Raw genomic sequence first — 21,326 nt, forward strand, 5'->3', positions numbered from 1 at the left:
CCATTTTCAGACAGGGTTAATTCAGAGGAAACGTTGTGAATAGTGCACTTCCATTAGACGCGCTTGGGCCACGCATTTGTATTATGGGTCCATCGAACAGCGGAAAATCGACCTTAGCTGAGGCCATTGCTCGCAAAACAGATCTACCAGCAGTTCATCTGGATCAGCTTCACCATATTCCGGACAGTCAATGGGTGCCCAGAGCACCGGCAGAATTTCTCCGTTTGCATGCTGAAGCGGTGAGCCAGGAAAGATGGGTGATGGAGGGTAATTACACCAAATGCATTGAAGAACGATTCGCTCGTGCCACAGGCTTAATTCTGCTGGATGTAAAAGTGACAGTGGCACTGCTGCGGTACATTCGCAGATGTTACTCATCCACTCCGCGTATTGGCGGTCTGGGGATGGGCAGAGAGCATATGAACCTGGAGATGCTGAAATATATTCTCCGTACTGCCCCGCAAAATCGAAAGCACCATAAAAAGCTTTACGACCAGGTCAGACTGCCAAAACTTCTGCTTCCTTCTCCCCGCGATGTTAAAGCCTGTTCTGACTACTGGGGATTACAGCTAACGAATAATGATCGATGAACACAGGCTGTCGGAATAATTTGTGTTTTCCGTTAATAGGGTCGCTCTGACTCAGTAACCCTTTTTGAATAACAAAGAAGCACCACTGCCATCAATCAATAAGCTTTAAGCTCGTCAGAAGAGAGTCCAGCGATTCTACCGGTCCGGAATGATTTGTCTTGGAACGGATTGTGTCCCAGGGCATGGCGTCATCAGTACAATAATCACCTGTGCACTGCATATCGGCAGGCTCACTGAGTAAACCAACCGGAAGCCAGATATAAGGCCTGCCACGCAACCGGTTAGGCACTGTGGAGCCACAGCTGGCGCAAAAATCGTTGCGATAACCGGTGGGTTTGCGCCATGACGCGATCTGGCTCTCACCGGAAATCCAGCTAAAGTCACTCTCTTTTACGATCGTTGCCAGGTTATAGCCGGTTCCACTCTGTTTTCTGCACAAAGAACAGTGACAACGGTAATAGCGCGTGGGGGTTACTGATATTTCGAAAGCAACGGTTTCACACAGACATGCGCCTTTCATTTCATCATCCTGTTCACTCAGATTCCTGGTTTGTCTGACTACTTGCCTGATCATAGTGGTGTTAAAGTAAGGGGCTGCTGAAGCGCTACCGCAACCTTGTTAATTTAATGCCGCTCCGGCTCATTACATGATCTTTTGCGGATTTGAGCCAGAAGCGGATAACCCCTCGTACACCTTCATCAGTATTAACTGCGGCTGAATACCAGTTTCAGCCCTGCCAGCGCAAAGCAGCAGGCTAATAGCGCATCGAGTCCGCGACGAATGCGACGGTAGAATGCGCCCATCATGGCGGTTGAGAACAGCAGAGCATAACCGCCGAACACAACCACGCAAATCACCGCACAGCCGCAGATGATTATCGGCAGCGTGGCGGCGACCACATCCGGCTTCAATGCAAACGACATAATGGCCACCCAGGTAAGAATCGCTTTGGGATTGCCGATATGCATCAGGATACCCTGACGAAACAGTCTGCCATATGCGACCCGCTCATCGCTGGCTTTAAAATCGCTGGCCTCAGTGCGGCGTAAAGCAGATTTGCCGGCTTTAAACGCCAGCCATAACAGATATAACCCTCCGCCAATTTTTAACACGATCAGCAACTGTGCGAAGGTGGCCAGCACTGTCAGCACACCGCAGGCGGCCAGCAGCGCCCAGAGCATCGAACCACTCACGACACCCGCAGCCAGCGCCAGTGCGGCACCCCTGCCCTTTTTCATTGCCGTTCCCATTATCGCCATATTACTTGGCCCGGGACTGGCTGTAGCGACAAAGTAGGTGGTGAAGATCAGGATTAATTCGTGCGAAAGCGCCATGATGTCCTCTGCGATGGGTTGTTATTTATCTGTTATATCGGCTGACGTGCAAATTTGCTATCTCCTGGTTCGCTGCGGCTTCGTTTCTCGCTTTAAACGATCTGCGCAATCAAACGTTTTCCAGACATAGCTTTCTTCTGCGGGGATCGGCATCCTGCCGGAAGTATCATCAAAGGATTCGCTTTAAGGGACAACTCAGGGTCGTTTACGGTCATCCAGACGCAGCTGCAAAAATGTCAAATCCAGCCAGCGTCCAAACTTAGTTCCAACCTCCGTCATTCTGCCAGACTCAATAAATCCCAGTTTTTTATGCAGGGCAATGGATGCCGCATTTTCCGATTCAATCGCCGCCACCATAATGTGCTTCCCGGCTTCGCGAGCAAGCTGGATAAGCCCCTGCATCAGGGCGGCACCCACGCCTTTACCTCGTGCATCTTTATGAACATAAACCGAATGCTCAACCGTATGACGATATCCGTCCCAGGGACGCCAGTCACCATAAGAGGCATATCCCAGCACGGTATCATCATTGTCGTCTGTCGCCACAATCACAGGAAAACCGGCCTGCTGGCGGCTGTTTATCCACGTGATGCGGTTAGCCACATCAATACGATTTTCATTCCAGATGGCTGTGGTGTTAAGCACCGCATCGTTATAAATCTCTGCGATGATTTCAGCATCGCTTTCTACAGCCGCACGGATAATCATGGTGGACACCCCTTTGCTCACTCACTAAAGTAGATGAATTGTTCACTATGATAGTTATCCATTATGTTAGATAAAAAGTCCAGCAAAGAAGACAGCCTGAACTTCCGCATCGGTCAGAAGGTAAAAGAGGAAAGGGAAAAACGCGGCTGGTCACTTACCGAGCTGGCTGATAACTCAGGCGTTTCACGAGCGATGATCCATAAGATTGAGCGTGGGGAGAGCAGCCCGACGGCGGTTCTGTTAGCGCGCCTCTCAGGCTCGTTTGATATGACCATCTCTCAGCTGCTTGCTCAGACTGAAGTGCAAACCGGGACGCTGGTCAGGCACGAAAATCAGCCGGTGTGGCAGGATCCGGAAACCGGCTATCTGCGTCGCCACGTTTCACCGGGCGAGATGCCGGTCGATCTGGTCAGTGTCGAACTGCCGGCAAATACCGCTGTGCCGATGCCGGCAATCTCCTATGTTTCAAGACGCCAGCTGATATGGTTAATTGAAGGGACACTGACTTTTGAAGCAGGTTCCAGCACCTATGAGATGGCTGCTGGCGACTGTCTGCAACTGGGCGATCCGGCTGACTGCGTGTTCAGAAATAAAACGACTCAGGGCTGTCGATATGCCGTTATCGTACTCCGGCCTGCCTGATTAACCAGTGACGTACACAAACAAGTGATACGTAAAAAATGACTCGATTGGAGGAAGAACATAATGGCTGATAACTTTTTAAAAGCAGCGATTACCGGTATCAGCAGGACTATATTTAAAAATAAGAGTTGCTGATTAAAAATGAAATAGTTTTGACTCCATAAATATCGTCCGGGGGATAATTAATGAAGCTTTTGACCCATGGAATTACGCAGGTCTTTGCAGTCGATGGTGGGTAAAATACACCGAAGTTCTTAAGTTCGTTATGGCACATACTCAATATATTCGGTTAAACAGAGAAGGTAAAAAAAAACCGGGACAGAGGCCCCGGCAAAACACAACAATACTCATGGAATCTTTCATATTCGCTGGCGTCTGATATTTTCCTGTCTTATCTGTTATCAGGCGAATTCCTTATAAATATGAGGCAGGAAGCGTCCCAGCGACGTAAATTCTGTCATATCATGCACTGCCATTTCATATGCAAATAACTCTAACGATTCTGCGTTCATACCTGCCCTGGTAATGTATTCTTCAGAAAGCTTTGCTCCGTTTGGAAAATTTGAAAAGCGATTCCACGACGGATGTGTCCCTATCCAGTAACGGTTTATCATTTGCATACCAGTTGGAGTATCGCGCCCAAGATGAATCATCATGACCAGTGGTGTTAAGGGATGATCATAAGGGGTAATTATGCCACTCGCGTTAAAGGTGAAATTGTTTCGTCTCAGTAGTTCACTATCTAAACCCAGGCTTTCCGGAGCGTCAAAATTAATAATTCCATCGAGATAGTTCTCACCGATATATTCAATTATGTGATTAGGGTTTCCGTATAGGCGCTTATCATAACTCAGACTGCTATCAGCTAATCGCTTAGGATCTGCAACAGAATTATGAATATGTGCATGAGGGAACCACAGATAATAACGCTCACTTTCAACTGGATGCCAGGTAAACCACCACCTGAACATATCCGTTGTTACTCCAGGAAAGAGATGCTGGCTTTGCGCATAAGCACATGGCCCATCTTCAACTACACCGTATCCGGATGGTGGATATTTATCAAAATCTTCTAATAAAACCTTTAGCCCCTCAATTGTCGGAGGCAGGATGTGATTTTTTGCTAATGGGCCCTTTTCCAGAGAAGTAACCATTTCGAGTGGAGCATCAAGTCTGCTGTTAAAGAAGTGCGAATAGGGCTTTCCCTGTATCTCTTTTTCATTGACCCTCAAACGTTTTTGCATAGGCACCTGAAAATAGGTTATGAGAGTTTTGTTTAATGAAGCCCCTGCATTAAATAAATTTTCAGTTACTGATGAGTTGTTATAAACAGACGAACCGCTCGTGGCATAAACATTATTAAGTAACGAATGTGATAAAAGAGCGCTACCCGTCAGTAAAGGAATACTTCTTAGTAATTTACGGCGTGAGAGTTTTAACTTCATGTTGTAGCCTTTTAAAAATGCGAATAGATAAAACTGCATAAGAACCGAAATTATTACTACAGCCTAATAAATTAGTATATTTTAGGAGTGCCCGGTTTTTTCAGAGTCATGAATTGCTTCATAAGAAACCCATCAGGATTAGCTAAATCATCTAATATGGTGAAATGGGTTGCCATGGGAAGAGTAAACATTTTCACTGATTTATCAATCCTGACTAATTCGTCTGCATAACAGCTTGACTGCCTTATAAGTTCAGGTAACTCATCGCCACCAACCGAAACCAGCGTTGGAGCACCTTTTTCCAGATGAAAAAGTGGGCTATATAATTTTATTTCTACAGGCGTTAACTTTAATTTATCTTGCAACCAACACATACTTATCGGATTAAGATCCACGAGTGCACTGATCATATGTACCCTGGATATAGCATGATGTGAGCGGTAAAGTGAGGCAAGATGTCCACCTGCGGAATGACCAGCCAGGTATAGCGGACTATCGCGGACCCCTAGAAAATCCTGATCGTCTTTGATTTTCTTAATCAGGTGCCCGATTTCATTAACGATTTCTGTCATTGTTGCATCAGGTGCAAGAGTATATTCAGCCAGAATGACATTCATGCCGTTTGCGTGAGGTCCCTGCGCAATAAAGGCAAAATCTTCTTTATTACAATTTGTCCAATACCCACCATGTATAAAAATATAAGTAGGCGAGTTTTTTATACCAGATGACAGGAAGTCGTAGCGTTGCCGGGGCTTACGGCCATAAGACCGATCACGGATCCAGTGATACTTTTTGTAGAGCGGCCGACTTCTCGCTTGTAGTTTTTTTAATAATCCATCGAAGTCTTTGACAATTGCAGTATTGTTGTAAGCATTATTAAGTTCGGTTTCAATCATGCCCCGGTACAATTTATTTTGCATAACTACCCCATATTCATAAGTAAAGGTTAGATTTTTTCAATTAGTCACCATGTAAATGGTTTACTTAACCAAGCTAGATGTTGAAACAGTCAAATATTATGCTGCTCACTCATCTCATTCTTAGCAATGAAGTCTGAGAAGCAATTTTAAGTCCACCCCCATTTTTCGGCAAATCGATTGGTAAATATTGTAAGATTTTTTTAAGTTAACATTTAGAATTGTAGATATTCTTTTTATTGAGTTACCATTAAGAATTAGAGATATGAATTTAAATTCAAGGTTGTTAAGGGCTTTAATGCTAGTATTTTCCTTGGTTATATATTTGCTGGCAGGATAAGTACTAATGCTTCCCAATTCATTGAAAACGTTTTTGGCAAAGAGAATTGTGTAGATAATCGATTCTTGGAGGTACCAGAATGCTGCCAGTGGGGCCATTATGGGATCACAGATAATGATGACTTTTAAACCTAGAGATTTCAGGAGCTGAATCCAGTCCCTATTAGTAAAATAACGAATATTATATAATGAAAAATCGAGAAAAATATGTCCACGGCAAAAGATCCGGGTCTCCTCACGAAAAAGAAGATGATGTAAACCTTCTCTGAAATAAATATTGTTGTCAGGCCAAGATATTGCCTTTTTTAAATTGCAATGATAAATGGGTTCAGCACTTCCATTAATTAATTGACAGTTATAGTTACATGCGAAACACGTTACTTTATTAGTGTAGTGGTTAGCCATTCTTAAGGCACCTTTTCCTTGATTTTTACTATTTTATCTAAGAATTTTGATAATCCTGGAATGTGCCGAAAGCGAGAGAATCTATTATCAGTAGTCTGATAGATGACATACGGAAATTAATTTCAACTTTCATATTCTCGTTTGTGTTCAGGATTATTTGTTGTATTTAACAATAACTCCATAATCATTTACATATTCAAAAGAAGTTATTTTCTGGTTAGCCGTGATGCTTGAAGGAATATTCACTATTGTATTTGAAAATGGTGCAATCAAACCATCGTTAGGTAGATTATTTAATACCATTCCATCTTTAAAACTAACACTGATTAGTGTTATAAAAAAAGGTGAACGATTGGATATTCCCATTTCAGGTTTTTTGGCATCAACTGTGGGGATGAATTCTATTTTACCCACAGCATCTTCAATAGTGCTTTCCTTTAAAAAGTCAGGGCGAAGTAGTAGTTTCACTCTTGTTCTAAATGCTAACTGAAAATTAATCTCATCTGATGAGCTTTTTTTAGTCGGAACTTCAAGGACGTTTAACCAAAATAGCCTTTCAGTATTTTCTCTGCCGTTTCCAAAATAAATGATGCGCAGAGCATGTGATTTTTTTGCATCTAATCTGAATGTCGGAGGGAGAACGATAAAAGGTACCTTCAACCTTCCTGGATCTATGTTTTGATCCCCTTCGTCAACCCAGCTTTGTATCAAAGCCGGATTGGTTCCATCATTAATAATGTTAAACGTTTCTTCTTTAGAATGTGCATATATTATTACCCTGGTTTTATTAACGTATGTTTTTGCTAGCCCGCTATTCATAGTCAAAAGTGTAATTAAAAAAAGAATAGTTATATTCTCAGTGAGCCCGTTTATTTTTTTCATATAATCAGTTTATTTATAACTTACTGTAAAGGTTGCTGCGCCACTTATCTTACCTGATGAGACATTATTCTGAATCTGATAAAGCCCAACTTTCAAAGGAACATCATAATTGGCGTTATCCTGATTAGGATCGTAATTATCCAGTAAATAAACAGTATTGAATGTGACAGGAACATCTTGTTCATTAAGCATCTGAAATGCAACACCGCTTGCAGTCGAATTTGAATCTGGTGCAAATAGACCATTATTGCTATCGAGTATCGCAGTAACAGGGGTTAGTGAGTAGCCTATACTAGCAAGGCCTGCCGGGCATTGCCTAAAATTAAGGCTAAAATTAGTCATGGCAGTGGTATATCCAATGCCTGTAAATTCAGACCTGCTTACCGCAGGTAAATTGACATTAACATCAGGTGTGGTACATGTTCCTCCTGTTGTTGAAATATTCAACCCTCCAGCTAAAAACTCAGAGATCATGTAACTTAAAGTTCCATAATCTGTACTGCCTTCACTGATCTGCATATGCCGCAAATACATGGGATCAAATACTGCCATAGTACCTGCTCTTAAGCTATCAGCCGTCTTTACAAATCTGATTTGTATATCAATACCGATAAAGTAAGGTTGGCCATCATCATAAGTGACAGTAAAAAGCTCAGCCGGCGTCTGATATACGCCATTTGATACAGTAAGCGGGTACCACTCACTGGCTTGGCCTTTAATTTTATAGCGCCAGCGGGCGATGTAACCTAACCCAGCTTTGACGGCAGTTACATAGACATTATAGGTTTGCCCATCAGCCTGTGTTGTGCCCCATACCCGATAGGGTGGGTAACCCTGTACCGCCATTTGTGGTGAAATAGATTCTGCTTTAGGGTCATGTACGCATGACCATGCACTTGGGTTTGAGGATGTTAACCAGGTACCCAACATATCCCCTACCTGGGAATCCTTACCCACCTGAACGGTCGTAGAATCAAAATATTGGTAATATCCCTGAGTTCTCTTGCAGTCAACCCATTTACCATCTGCAATGGCCTTAAAGCTGCAGGCTGCAAAAAAAAATAAGATCAACAAATTTGCATGTATTTTTTTATATTTCATTTTTATTTCCTTTTTATTTACATAGCACATCAGCATGTCGCATTTTGTTATCAACTGCAGGGCTATCAACATTGAAGTGATAATTTATGTTACAGTGGTGAGGTATGTTACCCCCCCATTTAACCAAGAGAACACCCGCTGGTTGTTTAACGCGAACAAAACTTCTCCCACCCTGAGATATATAACCTACTATTCTATTTTCTTGATCACTCAAGGTTGCCCCAAATGGTAACTCTGCACCATTGATAGTTTTGATATCCAATAAAGCTGAATACCCCTTATCTGTCTTATATTTTAACAATACGACGGCACCAGCTGTTGGCACAGTATTCTGGCTGGTAATATCAAGCGAAACATCAGTTGACAGACCTTTAGGGTCGAGCTCGATCGTATTCTGCCGATAGGGGGTAAGATAAGGAACGGCGGCTTTGCCTGAACGATCAAGGCTAAGGCTGGTGTTATTTGATATTTTTGCGCCAGCCGCATTATCAGCTTCAATCACTGCCATGGTGTCACCCATTATCGGAGTGAAAACAATTCCATTCCCATAACCAATTACGCCTCCTGAAAGCGTTGCACCATACTGTTTATAACCGTTTCCACTTGAATAGCTACCACCTAAATTAGCATATTTTGCACTCCAACTGGCATTTGCTCCTCCAGTGTTTTTTGTTCCGACGTTGTTGTATTTGTCAACACTGGCAAACGCACTATAATTATATTGTCTGTTTTCGCCTAGTGTACCTGCGATGGAATTTTGAAGGCCATCATGCTCATTGTCTTTAACGTAGGTCGAATTAAGATATGTAGATGTAGCGCTGTTACCCAACGGCAAAGATATGCCAATGGCAATTTTATTATCCCACTTGCCTCGCACCAAATCACGTGTACGGCTAGCATTAACATTGAGGTTAAACCAGTGAAACTGATTTGTGTAACCCAACTGGTATTCACTATCTCTACCTGTCCGATTCCAATAATCCTGCGTACTTGCACTGAAATTGATGCTACCAAGCTTATCTGAAATCGTTTGAGTCGCACTTAGTTGTGAACGATTTTTTCTATTGATACTGTTTGAGTAATATCCGGTTCTGTAGCGATGCACCGAGTCACGTAGTAGCATTGCATCGTCAATAGTATAAAAACCAGAACTTGAATAGCGGTAATTTGCCAGGGTAATGTTGGTATTGGTCAAAGGTAATATTTTTGCAAATGATACGCTTACGCTGTGTCCACGGCTACGCACATCATCGTCTATGCGTGTTTCTGCATGAGTTATATCAGATGATATTGCACCCAGTACCGTATTCAGGGCGATGCCTCCAGAAGCAGACTGATAATCCTTTCCGCCTAGCAGACCCGTGTAGCCAGTAACGATATTAGAAAAACCGTGTCGCAACGTCCCCATAGCTATTGTGGGTTCTTCATTTAAGGAAGCGTTATGATAACGACCACCCATCAGACTGTAACGTGTAGTACCTGGACGTAAAAGTTCAGCAATGGATGCATAGGCCACGGTAAATCTGCGTTCGCTTCCATCAGCCTCCTTCACTGTGACTAAAAGATCTCCGCCAGAGCCAGTGGGATAGAGATCATCAATTGTAAAAGGGCCTGGTGGAACTGTTGTCTCATAAATACGAGTACCACGCTGCGTGACGTATACCAAGGCGTTTGTGTTTGCTACTCCATTAATAACAGGGGCATAGCCGCGTTGTGAATCCATATACATACGATCGTCACTAGCAAGTAGTGCACCTTTGAAGCCAATACTATTGAATACCTGACCATCGGTGGTAAATTCCCCCAGCACCAACTTACTCCTGAGAGGTACGATAGCGCGCTCAAGATAGGTATTTGTATTGTCATATTGCCAGTTATTTCCACTACTCCAGTTGAAGGTGCCTCTGTAACGAAGGCGCCAAACATCCCAGTTGATTCCGCCGCGCAGCCCCAGATATTGTGTTGAGAGATCATTTCCCGCAGACATCTGCGAGCTATATGCGTTGTAGTCATATTGCAGAGTAGCAGCGGTAATACCTTTATCCCACAGTTCGGGACTCACATAACCGCGCGCCCTACGCATAAGGAAAGCTTGCGGGATGTCTAAATTAATTTGTTGCGTTGATGAATCATAATTCACCTGTAACATGGGTGCGATATCGGTCAGCCGTTGGCAAACATTCCCTGCTTTCATCGCTACCACGGCACTTTTATCTAATTTTTCAACATCAAGACCAAGCATGGCTACAAGCTTCAGGTCAAAGCAAGGTTCCGCAATCAAAGAATCAGGATTTTTTAAAATGAATGATATGTCAGCAGCCCCTTTCCATCTTCCGTTAACATATAAATCTACTTTGTAATTTCCTGGTGGTATAGGGTTTCCATCCGAAAACTGCTTTACATCGATATCGGATCTTAAAAAACTGCTGTTAAAATTGACACTATCAGGTTCATCAGAATAAGCGATAGGAATAAATATCGATGTAATAAAAGCGATTTTAAATAATGGTTTAAAGTTTAGTACTGGTCCTGTGAATTCAGATAGCATTCCCCAATACCTGCTCATTTTTTGATTCTCCACCGTAATCATTAATAACGCTGTAAAATATTTTTTTTCCGGCCAATGTCTGACTGGAATCTTTTTTTAATGTGTATTCAATACTTCCTTTCGGATTGACCATCCTGGAAGGGAAATCTATGACAGAAGCTATCAAAGGGCTATGCGCATCCTCTCGTACCTCTAGTTTCCTAAATGTAATAAAGTAAGGGGAGTTGTTTTTTATTATTAAATTATTACCTCTCAGGCTAATGTTTAAGTCTTTATAGGCTTGCAAAGGAGCGGGCGTTAAACCTTCCGGACGATAAAATAACTTTATTCGTGTACGGAATGCCATTTGCAACTTGTTATTACTATCCAGGGTGGTATTTTTTGGCTCAGGCGGTATTTCCAGCATATTAAACCAAAAGAGTGACTCGATATTTTTCGGCAGATCAGGATTGGTTGCCAGTATCCTGACAGCTTGTCCTTTACCCGGATCGATTCTTATTACTGGAGGATTAATAAGAAAAGGAATTTTTTCCTCTCCGGGTTTGCTTTCAGGCTTACCGTTGTCCATCCATAACTGTAACAGATAAGGTATTTTTCCCTTGTTTTTAAGTTGCATTACAGATTCTTTATCTTTCTCGTGCAATATGATTCGCGTGCCATTAATAACTACTTCTGCATGAACAAGTGAGGAAAGAGTCATCAGCAGCAGTATAAGCGCAGGGGTAATTTTGTTTGCCAAGATATTGTCATCCTTAAAACAGGAGTAAAGAGGGTATCTTTACTCCCTAAAAATACTTATTCGTAGGTCATCGTATAATCGATTTGAGTTGTGACGGATCCTGGTTCAGTTTTCCCCGTGGCATAATAGCGTGCGTAATAGCTCAATGTGCCACTTCCTGAAGAGATATCTACAGGAATATCGTTTTGACCGTTAGCGACAGAAGCACCCGCCAAAATCGCATTCATATCAGAGTTCAGAAGTTCAACCTGAACGTTTTTGGCAGCGTCTGCAGCTGTTGTATCAATATTCAAACGGCCGGTAGAATTATCAACATAAGAGCCGGGTTCAAAATAGGCCATTGCAGTACCCAAAGCCGTACCTGAACAGTTGCTCAAAGAGATATTAAATGGTGTTGCACCTGCTGTAGTTCCCGCACCAGGTAACGATGTTGCCGAAACCGTTGGTAAAGTAACGATTGCATCATTACTTCCACCATTCACGGCAATGGTACAAGTCGTATCGGTAATCTGGCCATTAATAGTAATGGTTCCATCATTAGCCATCGCATTAAAGGCAATTGAAGATGAAACAACAAGTGCCGCCAATGAAATTGTGTTTTTGATATTACGCATTTGGCATTCCCCTATGTAGGTTAATAAAGATCTTCATGTTAGCTACTGCGAATTCCAGCTGACGACAAAACTATCGAACAAGCTGTCGCTGCGAGAAAATGATAGGCCCAGGGGGCATGATGCAGTTATCTGTGATTTTTAAAAGGTTAAAAATGGTGATTAATTCTAAAAAATAGAAGTTTAAAAGGTTTTTATGTCGCCTTTTATGCGCATTGCTTTTATGGAAAAGATGTTATTATTGTGTCTTAATCCATTTTGAAAGGTTTTTTACTTTTTTTTAACCTAATACCCCCCTAAGAAACTGGTTGAAATCCTGCTGGTGCTTTCATGAGGTTGAGTTAACATGTATTTTATTCTGAATAAAATGGTTAAGTTTTTACCTGCAACTAGTGAGCTTTCATTAGTTAACGATGTGGGGAATAGTGTATTGCTTTCCAAAGCAGCTACTCGATTATTGAATGAATTGGTTAAGCAATCTCCCGAAATAGTTAGTCGTGAATTTCTTCTTAAATCTGTCTGGGAAGATTATGGGTATACGCCATCTTATAACAATCTTTATATGGCAGTGAGTGAACTCAGGAAATCCTTCTCAATATTGGGTGAGGTAAATGATGTCATTATAACCGTACCAAAATCTGGTTTACGGTTTGATGCTACTATTGATATCCTCGAAAGGAATAATCTCACCCCTGAGGAAGAAGTATATTCCACGCTTGATCCCGAAAATACTGTTATATCCTTAGCGGACGGTGAAAGTGTTAATTCGAGAAACCTTATTCCAGAAGAGTTGGACCCGATTAGACCAATTAAATATTCTCCCTCATTCCTTCTGGCAAAAACGCTTTTTTTGTTTTTCATTTTGCTCATTGGTGTCATGGTTTACTTTTGGAATAAGCAGACGCCTTTCGTTGTCACTACTTCACAAGATAAGATCTTCTTTAAAAAGGGAGTTTGCGATATCTACCTGATTGATGCTATTGACGGATACAATGTCCAGAAGGTGAAAGACCAAATAAATTCGGTAATGAAGAAGTACGATGTTGATTGCTATGCAATAAAGAAGAACATTTATTTCCAAATAAGTTTCCCGCGATTTAATGTGCTAGAAGAGGCAACAATGGCAATATGTGTTAATGATGGGAAAATAAAAAGCTGTGAAACAATCAAGAAAATGGCGGGCTAATGGTAATTAAGAATAATAAGTTTTTTATTACAGTGATCGTAATCTGTCTTGGCTTAACTTTTGCTTTGAATTTTTCCAACATCAAAGATAAGAAGCTGGTTTTTACGTGTATCTCACAGTTAACTTTATCTTATCCGGATGGAAATAATATTTATGCAAACTTTAGAGGGTTTATTTATAATAATAATAAAGGTTTATCTACCTATCGTGGCACTATGGTAAATGGTGATATGGTCTATATTGTTAATGTGGATATACCTTTTGAAATACATGGAGGTGATGTTAAAACCATCATCTATAAAAAAGCAATCAAGAAAAGTAATGATACCACACCAGAGGGTACTATCTGGAAGAGTATGCTTTCGGAAGGTTCTACGTACTACTTGTCGTTTAGTAAAACCCCTGCTGGTGAAGTTATTGTAAATGACAGAGGAGCAATTACTTATGTGTGCTCGCAATAGAATTAGTATAACTCACGCATAATCATCAATTCGAAATAATTTCTTATTCAGCATCATTATATATATCTCACTCCTCATTGCACTGGTTTAAATTGCCGGAAGAAATTTTATAAATAGTATTTTATTATCCTAGTGATAGTCCCAGAAATCATTATCACCTTTGGTTTTCGAATAATTTATCTATGACCCGATACTCTCGTTGACGGCTATAACGACTGTTTGAGTCTGCTTTAAGAGAGTCTTAATTACCACTATATTGAACCCAACTCGACCGCCCAGAGAGCCTCTATGCAAGCATGATGTTGCGACAGAGCAACATCATTATCGTGCATGGCCACGGCGAAGAGCGTCATGAGGCTTGCATTCCCCTCTTCTAGTAAGTTACGCCGCTTCGATTCGGGAACTTCTTACATACCGTCAAAATTCTTGCGCCAGGTTAAGAAGATGATGCCTGAAATAGGATACCTGGGGCAGACTTGCCGGACAGAACAGAACATCAATCTCTGGCCTCGCAGAGTATCCTGATGATCTTTCGTCGGAAAACGTAACTTCGTGGAGATACCTTCGAGTTACCGATGAAAATATTACTGAAATCGCAGTGTATTAATCAATGGGATATAGATCACTTTGACCACCGTTTTAGAAAGTACAAATTCGGATGAGATCAGTCCGGAAAATTCCCGAAAACTGGCCGCATGATGCGGTCCGGACTGAGCCTGTTGAAGTGTGCAGAAGTGAGGACTATCTCCCCAGAATCTCTCTGCGGACAATCTCAGCGCCCGCACTTAGCGCATGCAGTTTGCCATTGGCAACCTGACGCGGCAGTGGAATCATGCCGCAGTTGGTTGAAGGATAGAGATTTTCAGCATCCACAAACTGCAGCGCTTTGCGCAGCGTGTTTGCCACTTCTTCAGGTGTCTCAATGGTATGGGTTGCCACGTCGATGGCACCGACCATGACTTTTTTACCGCGAATCAGCTCGATCAGATCCATCGGAACCCGCGAGTTCTGACACTCCAGTGAGACAATATCGATAGCTGAACGCTGTAATTTAGGGAAGACCTCTTCGTACTGACGCCACTCTGTACCCAGAGTTTTCTTCCAGTCTGTATTCGCTTTAATGCCGTAGCCGTAGCAGATATGAACCGCGGTTTCACACTTCAGACCTTCGATAGCGCGCTCCAACGCGGCGATGCCCCAGTCGTTCACTTCATCGAAAAAGACGTTAAACGCAGGCTCATCAAACTGAATAATATCCACGCCAGCGGCTTCTAATTCTTTGGCTTCCTGATTCAGAATCTTTGCGAATTCCCAGGCCAGCTTTTCGCGACTTTTATAGTGATTGTCATAAAGGGTATCGATCATCGTCATCGGACCCGGCAACGCCCACTTAATAGGACGATCGGTCAGCTTACGCAGGATTTTCGCATCTTCAACAAATACGGGTTTCTGACGTGAGACTTCACCCACCACGGTCGGGACGCTCGCATCATAGCGATTACGGATTCGAACCACTTCACGCTTTTCAAAATCCACACCGCTGAGGTGTTCAATAAAAGTCGTCACGAAGTGCTGACGGGTCTGCTCGCCATCACTGACGATATCAATACCGGCCCGAACCTGATCGTCCAGACACAGACGCAACGCATCTCTTTTGCCGTCAACTAACTCTTCATCCTGCAGTTTCCAGGGTGACCAGAGCACCTCTGGCTGCGCAATCCAGGAGGGTTTAGGCAAGCTGCCAGCAGTAGATGTCGGTAATAAGGTTTTCATAGCAGGTGACCTTCTATATTTAATTAATCAAAGAACGAATTCAGCAGCCATTGCGCGAGAAGTGTCTGATTCGGCTTAATGAAATGCGTCTCAGTAAACTTACCCTGTTCGACGGCCAGGCGGCTGCGTTCTTCGCGATCGTAAACAATCCGGGTTAACGAATAATCCTGATGCTGCAGCGTGGGTTGATAGCACTGTCCCGCAGCAGAATTCGCGTTGTAAATTTCAGGGCGATAGATCTTCTGGAAAGTTTCCATGGTGCTGATGGTGCTGATCAGCTCGAGATTGGTGTAATCGCTGAGCAGGTCACCGTGGAAATAGAAAGCCAGCGGCGCAACACTGCCCTGCGGCATGAAGAAACGCACTTTCAGACCCATTTTTCCGAAATAGAAGTCAGTCAGGGAAGGTTCATCCTGCTGATATTCAATGCCCAATACCGGATGCTGATTACCGGTGCGCACGTAGGTGTTTTTGCTCGATACACTCAGGCAGATAACCGGCGATTTACTGAAGTTCTCTTTATAGACCGCTGAGTTCACGAAACTTTTGAAAATATTGCCATGCAGCTGACCAAAATCATCCGGCAGGCTGAATTCAGTCTGACCTTTGTTATGTTCTGACAGAACAACGCTGAAATCATAATCACGCACATAGGAAGAGAAGTTATTGCCGACAATCCCCTCGGTGCGCTGACCGGTTTTATGATCCACGATATGCGTTTTTAAAATCTCAATCGCCGGGAACGTTTCGTCGCTGCTTCCGGGACGAAGATTCAGCTCAGCAGAAATAATCTCAAGTTCAACTGAGTAGCGGTCGCCCTTTGGATTGTCCCAGTGCGCCAGAGAGTTGAAACGATTGTCGATCATCACCAGGGCGTTGTGCAGGTTTTCCTGACGTTTTTCGCCGCGCGCTAAATTAGCGAAGTTAGTCGTCGCCCGCGTATTTTTCGAAGGATTATAGTTTTCGTCGAAACGAATGCGCTTGAGGGTAAAGGCTAAGTTGTTCATCGCTATCGGGTATCCTGGTCGCTGATATGCGTTGTTGCTGTTAAGGGTTATCCAGCGTGGCTATCCCTTTACAACTATTCATATGACTCAAAGTTATTAACAATTCTTACTTTATGCCTCAACACCCGGTTGAAAAAAAGTGATTAAATTTCAACGAACATGAAGGGAATTCATGTTGAGGTATTTAAGCGGGGAAATTTTCATGAGGCAGCGAGTCTTTTAACACCTGATGTAAAATCCGGGTGTAAAAAGCCTCGCACTAAGGGGGCTTAGCAAGAGATGTCAGAGGTGGAGTGATCTTTCGCCTCAACTTAAGGCGCGGAGGCTTTCATGATCCCATAATCAGGCACGCCAGCGTGCTGTTAGTCATTTAGCGGAAATCAATCGGTTCTCACCCGCAGAGCGTTAAACGCAGCATGGATGCAGCAGCTAATAAATCCCGGTCACAGCCAGGCAACACGACTAAATTTTATAAACGTTATCACACATGACTTTATGTGCGCCTGATTTTACCGAAAGCCTGCACGCTGCCTCTTTCATCAGTTTTCCCATCTCACTGTCGCGCATCGACTGCGTCAGGCGTGAAGCCGGACCGGTTAATGCCAGCGCCGCGAGCAGTTTGTTACCTTCACCAAACACCGGTACGGAGAATGCCGCGATATGCGGATCGCGAATACCTGACGTGAACAGCGGGAGTTCAGGCACAGAGTCAAACAGAGGTTCATTCAGCCCCCAGTAACGAAGCACCTGCCCGATGGCCGAATTATCCAGCGGCAGATAAGTGCCGGGCAGACGTGTTTCACGCAATCCTTCAGAGGGCTCCGCTCTGAAAAGACAGAGTCGTTGACCGTTTTCAATCACATACCATGTGGCGCTTTCGCCTGTCGCAGTCGCCAGTGCGTGAAGTTCAGGCTGAACGATACTGGCCAGATGAAAGGATTGTTCATAGAGCTTGCCCAGATAAAGCAGTCTTGGCCCCAGGGTATAAACGCCATTGTCGCGACGAATGACATAGTTCATGCGCTCAAGTGAGTTCATCAGACGATAAACTGTCGTTTTATGGTACCCCGAAAGCTGCGCCAGCGCGGTCAGCGTCAGTGATTCCTCACCAGGCCTGAAACAATCCAGCAGCGCCAGCGCTTTTTCTACGGCAATTACGCCTTCATTCCCCATCGGTACGTCCTCCTGTTTGCGACGGCAGGCAGTTTACCGCGCAATTTGTGATTCACATCGTATTTACATCACAAATGAATGCTTAACACTGGTGCGAACTCAATTAACATCGATATAGTAGTTTTATATTGTACAACTTAGTTGTGCCTAGTAAAACAAAGAGGATTAATCTATGCCCCATGCAGAGAATACCTTCATCAATCGCGACATTATCCGTATCGCACCAGAGCGCGTAAAACAGGCTGCTCAGTTTCAGGCGGCGATCCTTGCTGATGTTGCCGGACGACGCGGAACGCTGCACGGTCGCGTAAAACCTGTGTCCCCCACAATGAAAGTCGCCGGACCGGCTATCACTGTCGAGGTGAGACCGGGCGACAACCTGGCGATCCACGCCGCGCTGGCGATTGCCCAGCCGGGCGATGTCATTGTGGTCGATGGCAAAGGCGATATCAGCTGTGCATTAATCGGTGAGATAATGTCCACCCAGGCAGAAGCCTCCGGCATCGCCGGAATTATTATTGATGGTGCGGTGCGTGACGCCGATGCACTGAGCGCGAACGGCTTTCCGGTTTTCTCTGCGGGCCTGAATCCCTGCGGCCCGACCAAGTCCATTGCGGGACGGGTCAACTACCCTGTTTCTGTGGCGGGCGCAGCCATTCAGCCAGGCGATCTCGTCATCGGGGATATTGATGGCGTGGTGGTTCTGCCGCGTGAAGACGTTCCTGCGTTGCTCGAACTGGCACAGAAAAAACTCGATTTCGAGACCAGCCGTATTGCAGCCATTCGTGATGGCGACCTTCGCGCGCCGTGGTTAGAAAAAGCCCTGCAAACCGCTGGCATGCTGGACGATGGGGAGACGCTCTGATGACAACCTCTTCTCCCGTAATCCTGGTGACGGGTAATGACCTGGCACCGCAGGCAGTAAACCTGCTTAGTGACTTCAGCATTGTTTATGCCGGCAAACAGCCCAGCGAAGATAGCCTGTTCCAGCTCTGCCAGCAGCATAATCCTGTGGCGATTATCGTCCGATACGGAAAAATCAACGCCCGCATTATGGATGCCGCGCCTGACCTGCGGGTTATTTCCAAACACGGCAGCGGCATTGACGTTATCGACCAAAAGGCGGCGGCTGAACGTCATATCAGTGTTCAGTCAGCCCCGGGGGCCAACGCAGCGGCCGTGGCCGAGCATACCTGGGCGTTAATTTTAGCCTGTGCAAAATCGGTGATACCGCTTGATCAGCGCATGCGCCAGGGACACTGGGACAAATCGACCCATAAGTCGGTGGAGCTGGAGGGCAGAACGCTGGGTCTGGTAGGGCTTGGTGCCATAGGCGGTCGTGTTGCCCGCATTGGCCGTGCTTTTGGCATGAAGGTGCTCGCTTATGATCCTTTTGCCAGAACCTTTCCCGATGAGTGTGAATCCTCCTCACTTGACGACCTGCTGCAACAGGCAGATGTCATTTCGCTGCACTGCCCGTTAACCGAACAGACGCGCCAGATGATTAACGCTGAGAAAATGGCTCTGTTTAAAAAAGGCGCCATCCTGGTGAACACGGCGCGCGGTGGTCTCATTGATGAAGAAGCGCTGTTAGCCGCGCTGGATAATGGCACTGTCGCCTGGGCCGCACTGGACAGTTTTGCCACAGAACCCCTGACTGCGCCGCATATCTGGCAGAGTGTTGGAAATGTGATTCTGTCGCCACACATCGGCGGCGTCAGCGATAACTCCTACGTGAAGATGGGTACCGTCGCGGCCAGTAACATATTAAATGTACTGGCAGAACCACTGAAAAACGAAAGTCCGGTAGTCTGAACCGCCCTCTCCAGCCGACCAGACAGGTAACAGCGCTTTCTGGTCGGCTGGTTAATAGGTAAATCTGCTGCATTAGAGCGTAATGCTTAGCTGTCAGGGTTTCCGATACGAATCTTATTCTGTTCTATGCCGTCCTGGCTTACTTGCCTTCGCCCACATTAATAGGTTTATTACCCTTCAATCGTTAACGACTCTTCCCGCGTATTGAATAAGGTGGCTGCCTGCAGCGGTTTCTTTGAAGTGTTCATTGTAGGTCATGTGTTATGAAGGATATGTCCGCTATGAGCGAGGAGCGGATGACTAGTTTGCAGCAAGACGGGAGCAGGATTTATTGGGGTTATATCCACTGTTTTTTTGGATTATAACGCGATATTCGATGATTTCAGCAAATGTCCTTCCGTTGATGTTTAAGTATAATGATAATGTTTATCAACAAAAGGATATTGTTATGTATGGGTTTATGATGATTCTGGCTGTTCTTGTACTCAATGCATGTACTACTTATTCACCTGTTAAAGTTGAACAACCCAAGCCCCTTCGACAAGATCGACCCGTTTACCCATACTATGCGGCTAAGAACCGGATAGAAGGTATGGTTAAGTTTAACTTTGACGTTGATGCAGAAGGCAGGGTAAGTCAGATGAGAATTATCGAGTCTACACCAGACCACTTGTTCGATGATGCTGTAATAACAGCCGTTTCAAAATGGCGTTTTGAAAAGGGCAAACCTGCCAGGAATCTTCCCATGACTGTAAAATTAAAAGTGCAAAAATAGATTTGATTTTAAGGCTGCATAAATGAAAATTAATGACTGTAATTCAGGAGGTTATTATGGCTGAATGTTCTTCTTCTAAATATTAACATAAATTATTATCCGATGTCCGCTTCTGGCACAAAGCGGACTAAATGCAGGCCAAGATTCGGTATGAGCGAGGAGCAGAAATTTTGACATGAGCTACCCACTTGCCTTATAAAATTGTTTTCACAACAAAGGGATATTGAAATGAAGATCTATACTTACCCCAAAAGCCGATCATTAAGAGTACTCTGGGCTCTTGAAGAAATGGGAGTGAATTACGAGTCTATCAGAGTCGATCTTTTGAACCCTGCTTCTGAGGTTAAATCACCCCATCCATTGGGAAAAGTTCCTTTTTTGACCGATGGTGAAGTGTCAATCAGTGAAACCTTAGCGATCTGTATTTACCTGTGTGAACAACATAAAAACATCTCTATTTATCCCGCAACTGCTGAAGAAAAATCCTCCGTTAATTCGTGGTTAAGCTTCACGCTATCCGATCTGGAAGCCCCCGTCTGGAGTCTGCTCAAACATGTTGTCTTCACTCCCGAAAATCAACGTTCCCTAGATTTAATGAATTACCTCAGTAAGGAAGCAGATAAAGTTATCTCTCAGATTAGGTTTAACCCAACTCAAACATGGATTGCGAGTAACAACTTTACACTGGCCGATATTTTTCTTTCTCATACGTTGTTATGGGCAAAACTGTGCGGATTGGAAATCACCGAAGAGCTTGATAGCTACATATCAAGAGCAACGAGTCGCCCCGCTTTCTTAAAGGCTCAGGAAATAAATAATCGCTAATCAGGTTTTGTCATCTCTTAAGGATGCATTGATGTCCGCTTCTGGCACA

General features: G+C 44.1%; 21 protein-coding genes. 8 read left to right on the forward strand and 13 right to left on the reverse strand.

The window, feature by feature from the left end; genetic code table 11:
* Positions 1-35 precede the first annotated feature (35 nt).
* Complete coding sequence (locus ACO6VX_RS11025; protein WP_262419638.1) at positions 36-590, forward strand: AAA family ATPase; 555 nt, start codon at positions 36-38, stop codon at positions 588-590.
* Between the two features lie 91 nt (positions 591-681).
* Here ACO6VX_RS11025 and ACO6VX_RS11030 read toward each other — a convergent pair whose 3' ends face one another.
* The 3 genes from ACO6VX_RS11030 to ACO6VX_RS11040 all read right to left on the reverse strand — a co-directional run bounded on the left by ACO6VX_RS11030 (position 682) and on the right by ACO6VX_RS11040 (position 2,633).
* On the reverse strand, positions 682-1,110 hold the full coding sequence (locus tag ACO6VX_RS11030) for a GFA family protein (RefSeq protein ID WP_072008782.1): 429 nt from the start codon (positions 1,108-1,110) through the stop codon (positions 682-684).
* Positions 1,111-1,295: 185 nt separating this feature from the next.
* The gene (locus tag ACO6VX_RS11035) at positions 1,296-1,925 is read right to left on the reverse strand and encodes a LysE family translocator (protein WP_010247507.1); all 630 of its coding nucleotides are present in this window, start codon (positions 1,923-1,925) and stop codon (positions 1,296-1,298) included.
* A gap of 195 nt (positions 1,926-2,120) precedes the next feature.
* Positions 2,121-2,633: a GNAT family N-acetyltransferase gene (locus ACO6VX_RS11040; RefSeq protein WP_163852305.1), complete on the reverse strand. Its 513-nt coding sequence runs from the start codon at positions 2,631-2,633 to the stop codon at positions 2,121-2,123.
* 63 nt (positions 2,634-2,696) lie between these two features.
* On the opposite strand from ACO6VX_RS11040, the gene ACO6VX_RS11045 reads away from it, so the two are divergent.
* Positions 2,697-3,275: a helix-turn-helix domain-containing protein gene (locus tag ACO6VX_RS11045; protein ID WP_422458130.1), complete on the forward strand. Its 579-nt coding sequence runs from the start codon at positions 2,697-2,699 to the stop codon at positions 3,273-3,275.
* 401 nt (positions 3,276-3,676) lie between these two features.
* Here ACO6VX_RS11045 and ACO6VX_RS11050 read toward each other — a convergent pair whose 3' ends face one another.
* The 7 genes from ACO6VX_RS11050 to ACO6VX_RS11080 all read right to left on the reverse strand — a co-directional run bounded on the left by ACO6VX_RS11050 (position 3,677) and on the right by ACO6VX_RS11080 (position 12,265).
* On the reverse strand, positions 3,677-4,720 hold the full coding sequence (locus ACO6VX_RS11050; protein WP_249654783.1) for a DAPG hydrolase family protein: 1,044 nt from the start codon (positions 4,718-4,720) through the stop codon (positions 3,677-3,679).
* Between the two features lie 71 nt (positions 4,721-4,791).
* The gene (locus ACO6VX_RS11055) at positions 4,792-5,640 is read right to left on the reverse strand and encodes an alpha/beta hydrolase (RefSeq protein WP_422458131.1); all 849 of its coding nucleotides are present in this window, start codon (positions 5,638-5,640) and stop codon (positions 4,792-4,794) included.
* Between the two features lie 894 nt (positions 5,641-6,534).
* Positions 6,535-7,263 (reverse strand): fimbrial biogenesis chaperone, encoded by a 729-nt coding sequence (locus tag ACO6VX_RS11060; RefSeq protein ID WP_163852297.1) that lies wholly within the window; start codon positions 7,261-7,263, stop codon positions 6,535-6,537.
* A gap of 9 nt (positions 7,264-7,272) precedes the next feature.
* Entirely contained in the window at positions 7,273-8,364 is a 1,092-nt protein-coding gene (locus ACO6VX_RS11065) for a fimbrial protein (RefSeq protein ID WP_163852295.1), read from the reverse strand.
* Between the two features lie 13 nt (positions 8,365-8,377).
* The gene (locus tag ACO6VX_RS11070) at positions 8,378-10,912 is read right to left on the reverse strand and encodes a fimbria/pilus outer membrane usher protein (RefSeq protein ID WP_242462815.1); all 2,535 of its coding nucleotides are present in this window, start codon (positions 10,910-10,912) and stop codon (positions 8,378-8,380) included.
* Positions 10,902-11,651 (reverse strand): fimbrial biogenesis chaperone, encoded by a 750-nt coding sequence (locus ACO6VX_RS11075; RefSeq protein ID WP_242462814.1) that lies wholly within the window; start codon positions 11,649-11,651, stop codon positions 10,902-10,904. The genes ACO6VX_RS11070 and ACO6VX_RS11075 overlap by 11 nt, the downstream gene beginning before the upstream one ends.
* Before the next feature lie 56 nt (positions 11,652-11,707).
* Entirely contained in the window at positions 11,708-12,265 is a 558-nt protein-coding gene (locus ACO6VX_RS11080) for a fimbrial protein (RefSeq protein ID WP_163852291.1), read from the reverse strand.
* 343 nt (positions 12,266-12,608) lie between these two features.
* Here ACO6VX_RS11080 and ACO6VX_RS11085 point away from each other — a divergent pair, with 343 nt between their 5' ends.
* Complete coding sequence (locus tag ACO6VX_RS11085) at positions 12,609-13,448, forward strand: winged helix-turn-helix domain-containing protein (protein ID WP_346532481.1); 840 nt, start codon at positions 12,609-12,611, stop codon at positions 13,446-13,448.
* Entirely contained in the window at positions 13,448-13,909 is a 462-nt protein-coding gene (locus ACO6VX_RS11090) for a hypothetical protein (RefSeq protein WP_422458132.1), read from the forward strand. Before ACO6VX_RS11085 ends, ACO6VX_RS11090 begins: the two co-directional genes overlap by 1 nt.
* A 741-nt stretch (positions 13,910-14,650) precedes the next feature.
* Here ACO6VX_RS11090 and ACO6VX_RS11095 read toward each other — a convergent pair.
* The 3 genes from ACO6VX_RS11095 to ACO6VX_RS11105 form a co-directional block, all read right to left on the reverse strand.
* On the reverse strand, positions 14,651-15,682 hold the full coding sequence (locus ACO6VX_RS11095; RefSeq protein ID WP_062759120.1) for a methionine synthase: 1,032 nt from the start codon (positions 15,680-15,682) through the stop codon (positions 14,651-14,653).
* A 23-nt stretch (positions 15,683-15,705) separates the two neighbouring features.
* Positions 15,706-16,689: a DUF1852 domain-containing protein gene (locus ACO6VX_RS11100; protein WP_346555744.1), complete on the reverse strand. Its 984-nt coding sequence runs from the start codon at positions 16,687-16,689 to the stop codon at positions 15,706-15,708.
* A gap of 462 nt (positions 16,690-17,151) precedes the next feature.
* Complete coding sequence (locus ACO6VX_RS11105; protein ID WP_010247520.1) at positions 17,152-17,862, reverse strand: IclR family transcriptional regulator; 711 nt, start codon at positions 17,860-17,862, stop codon at positions 17,152-17,154.
* A 172-nt stretch (positions 17,863-18,034) separates the two neighbouring features.
* Here ACO6VX_RS11105 and ACO6VX_RS11110 point away from each other — a divergent pair, with 172 nt between their 5' ends.
* From ACO6VX_RS11110 to ACO6VX_RS11125, 4 genes are all read left to right on the forward strand, one after another.
* Positions 18,035-18,727, forward strand: coding sequence for an RraA family protein (locus ACO6VX_RS11110; protein ID WP_010247523.1), 693 nt, complete (start codon positions 18,035-18,037; stop codon positions 18,725-18,727).
* On the forward strand, positions 18,727-19,677 hold the full coding sequence (locus ACO6VX_RS11115) for a hydroxyacid dehydrogenase (protein ID WP_422432010.1): 951 nt from the start codon (positions 18,727-18,729) through the stop codon (positions 19,675-19,677). Before ACO6VX_RS11110 ends, ACO6VX_RS11115 begins: the two co-directional genes overlap by 1 nt.
* A 376-nt stretch (positions 19,678-20,053) precedes the next feature.
* The gene (locus ACO6VX_RS11120) at positions 20,054-20,452 is read left to right on the forward strand and encodes a TonB family protein (protein ID WP_231113934.1); all 399 of its coding nucleotides are present in this window, start codon (positions 20,054-20,056) and stop codon (positions 20,450-20,452) included.
* 228 nt (positions 20,453-20,680) lie between these two features.
* Entirely contained in the window at positions 20,681-21,277 is a 597-nt protein-coding gene (locus tag ACO6VX_RS11125; protein WP_422432008.1) for a glutathione S-transferase family protein, read from the forward strand.
* Positions 21,278-21,326: the final 49 nt, after the last annotated feature.

Origin of the sequence: Pantoea sp. BJFS-204 (genome assembly GCF_049310725.1) — a bacterium.
GTDB classification, from domain to species: Bacteria; Pseudomonadota; Gammaproteobacteria; order Enterobacterales; family Enterobacteriaceae; genus Pantoea; species Pantoea agglomerans.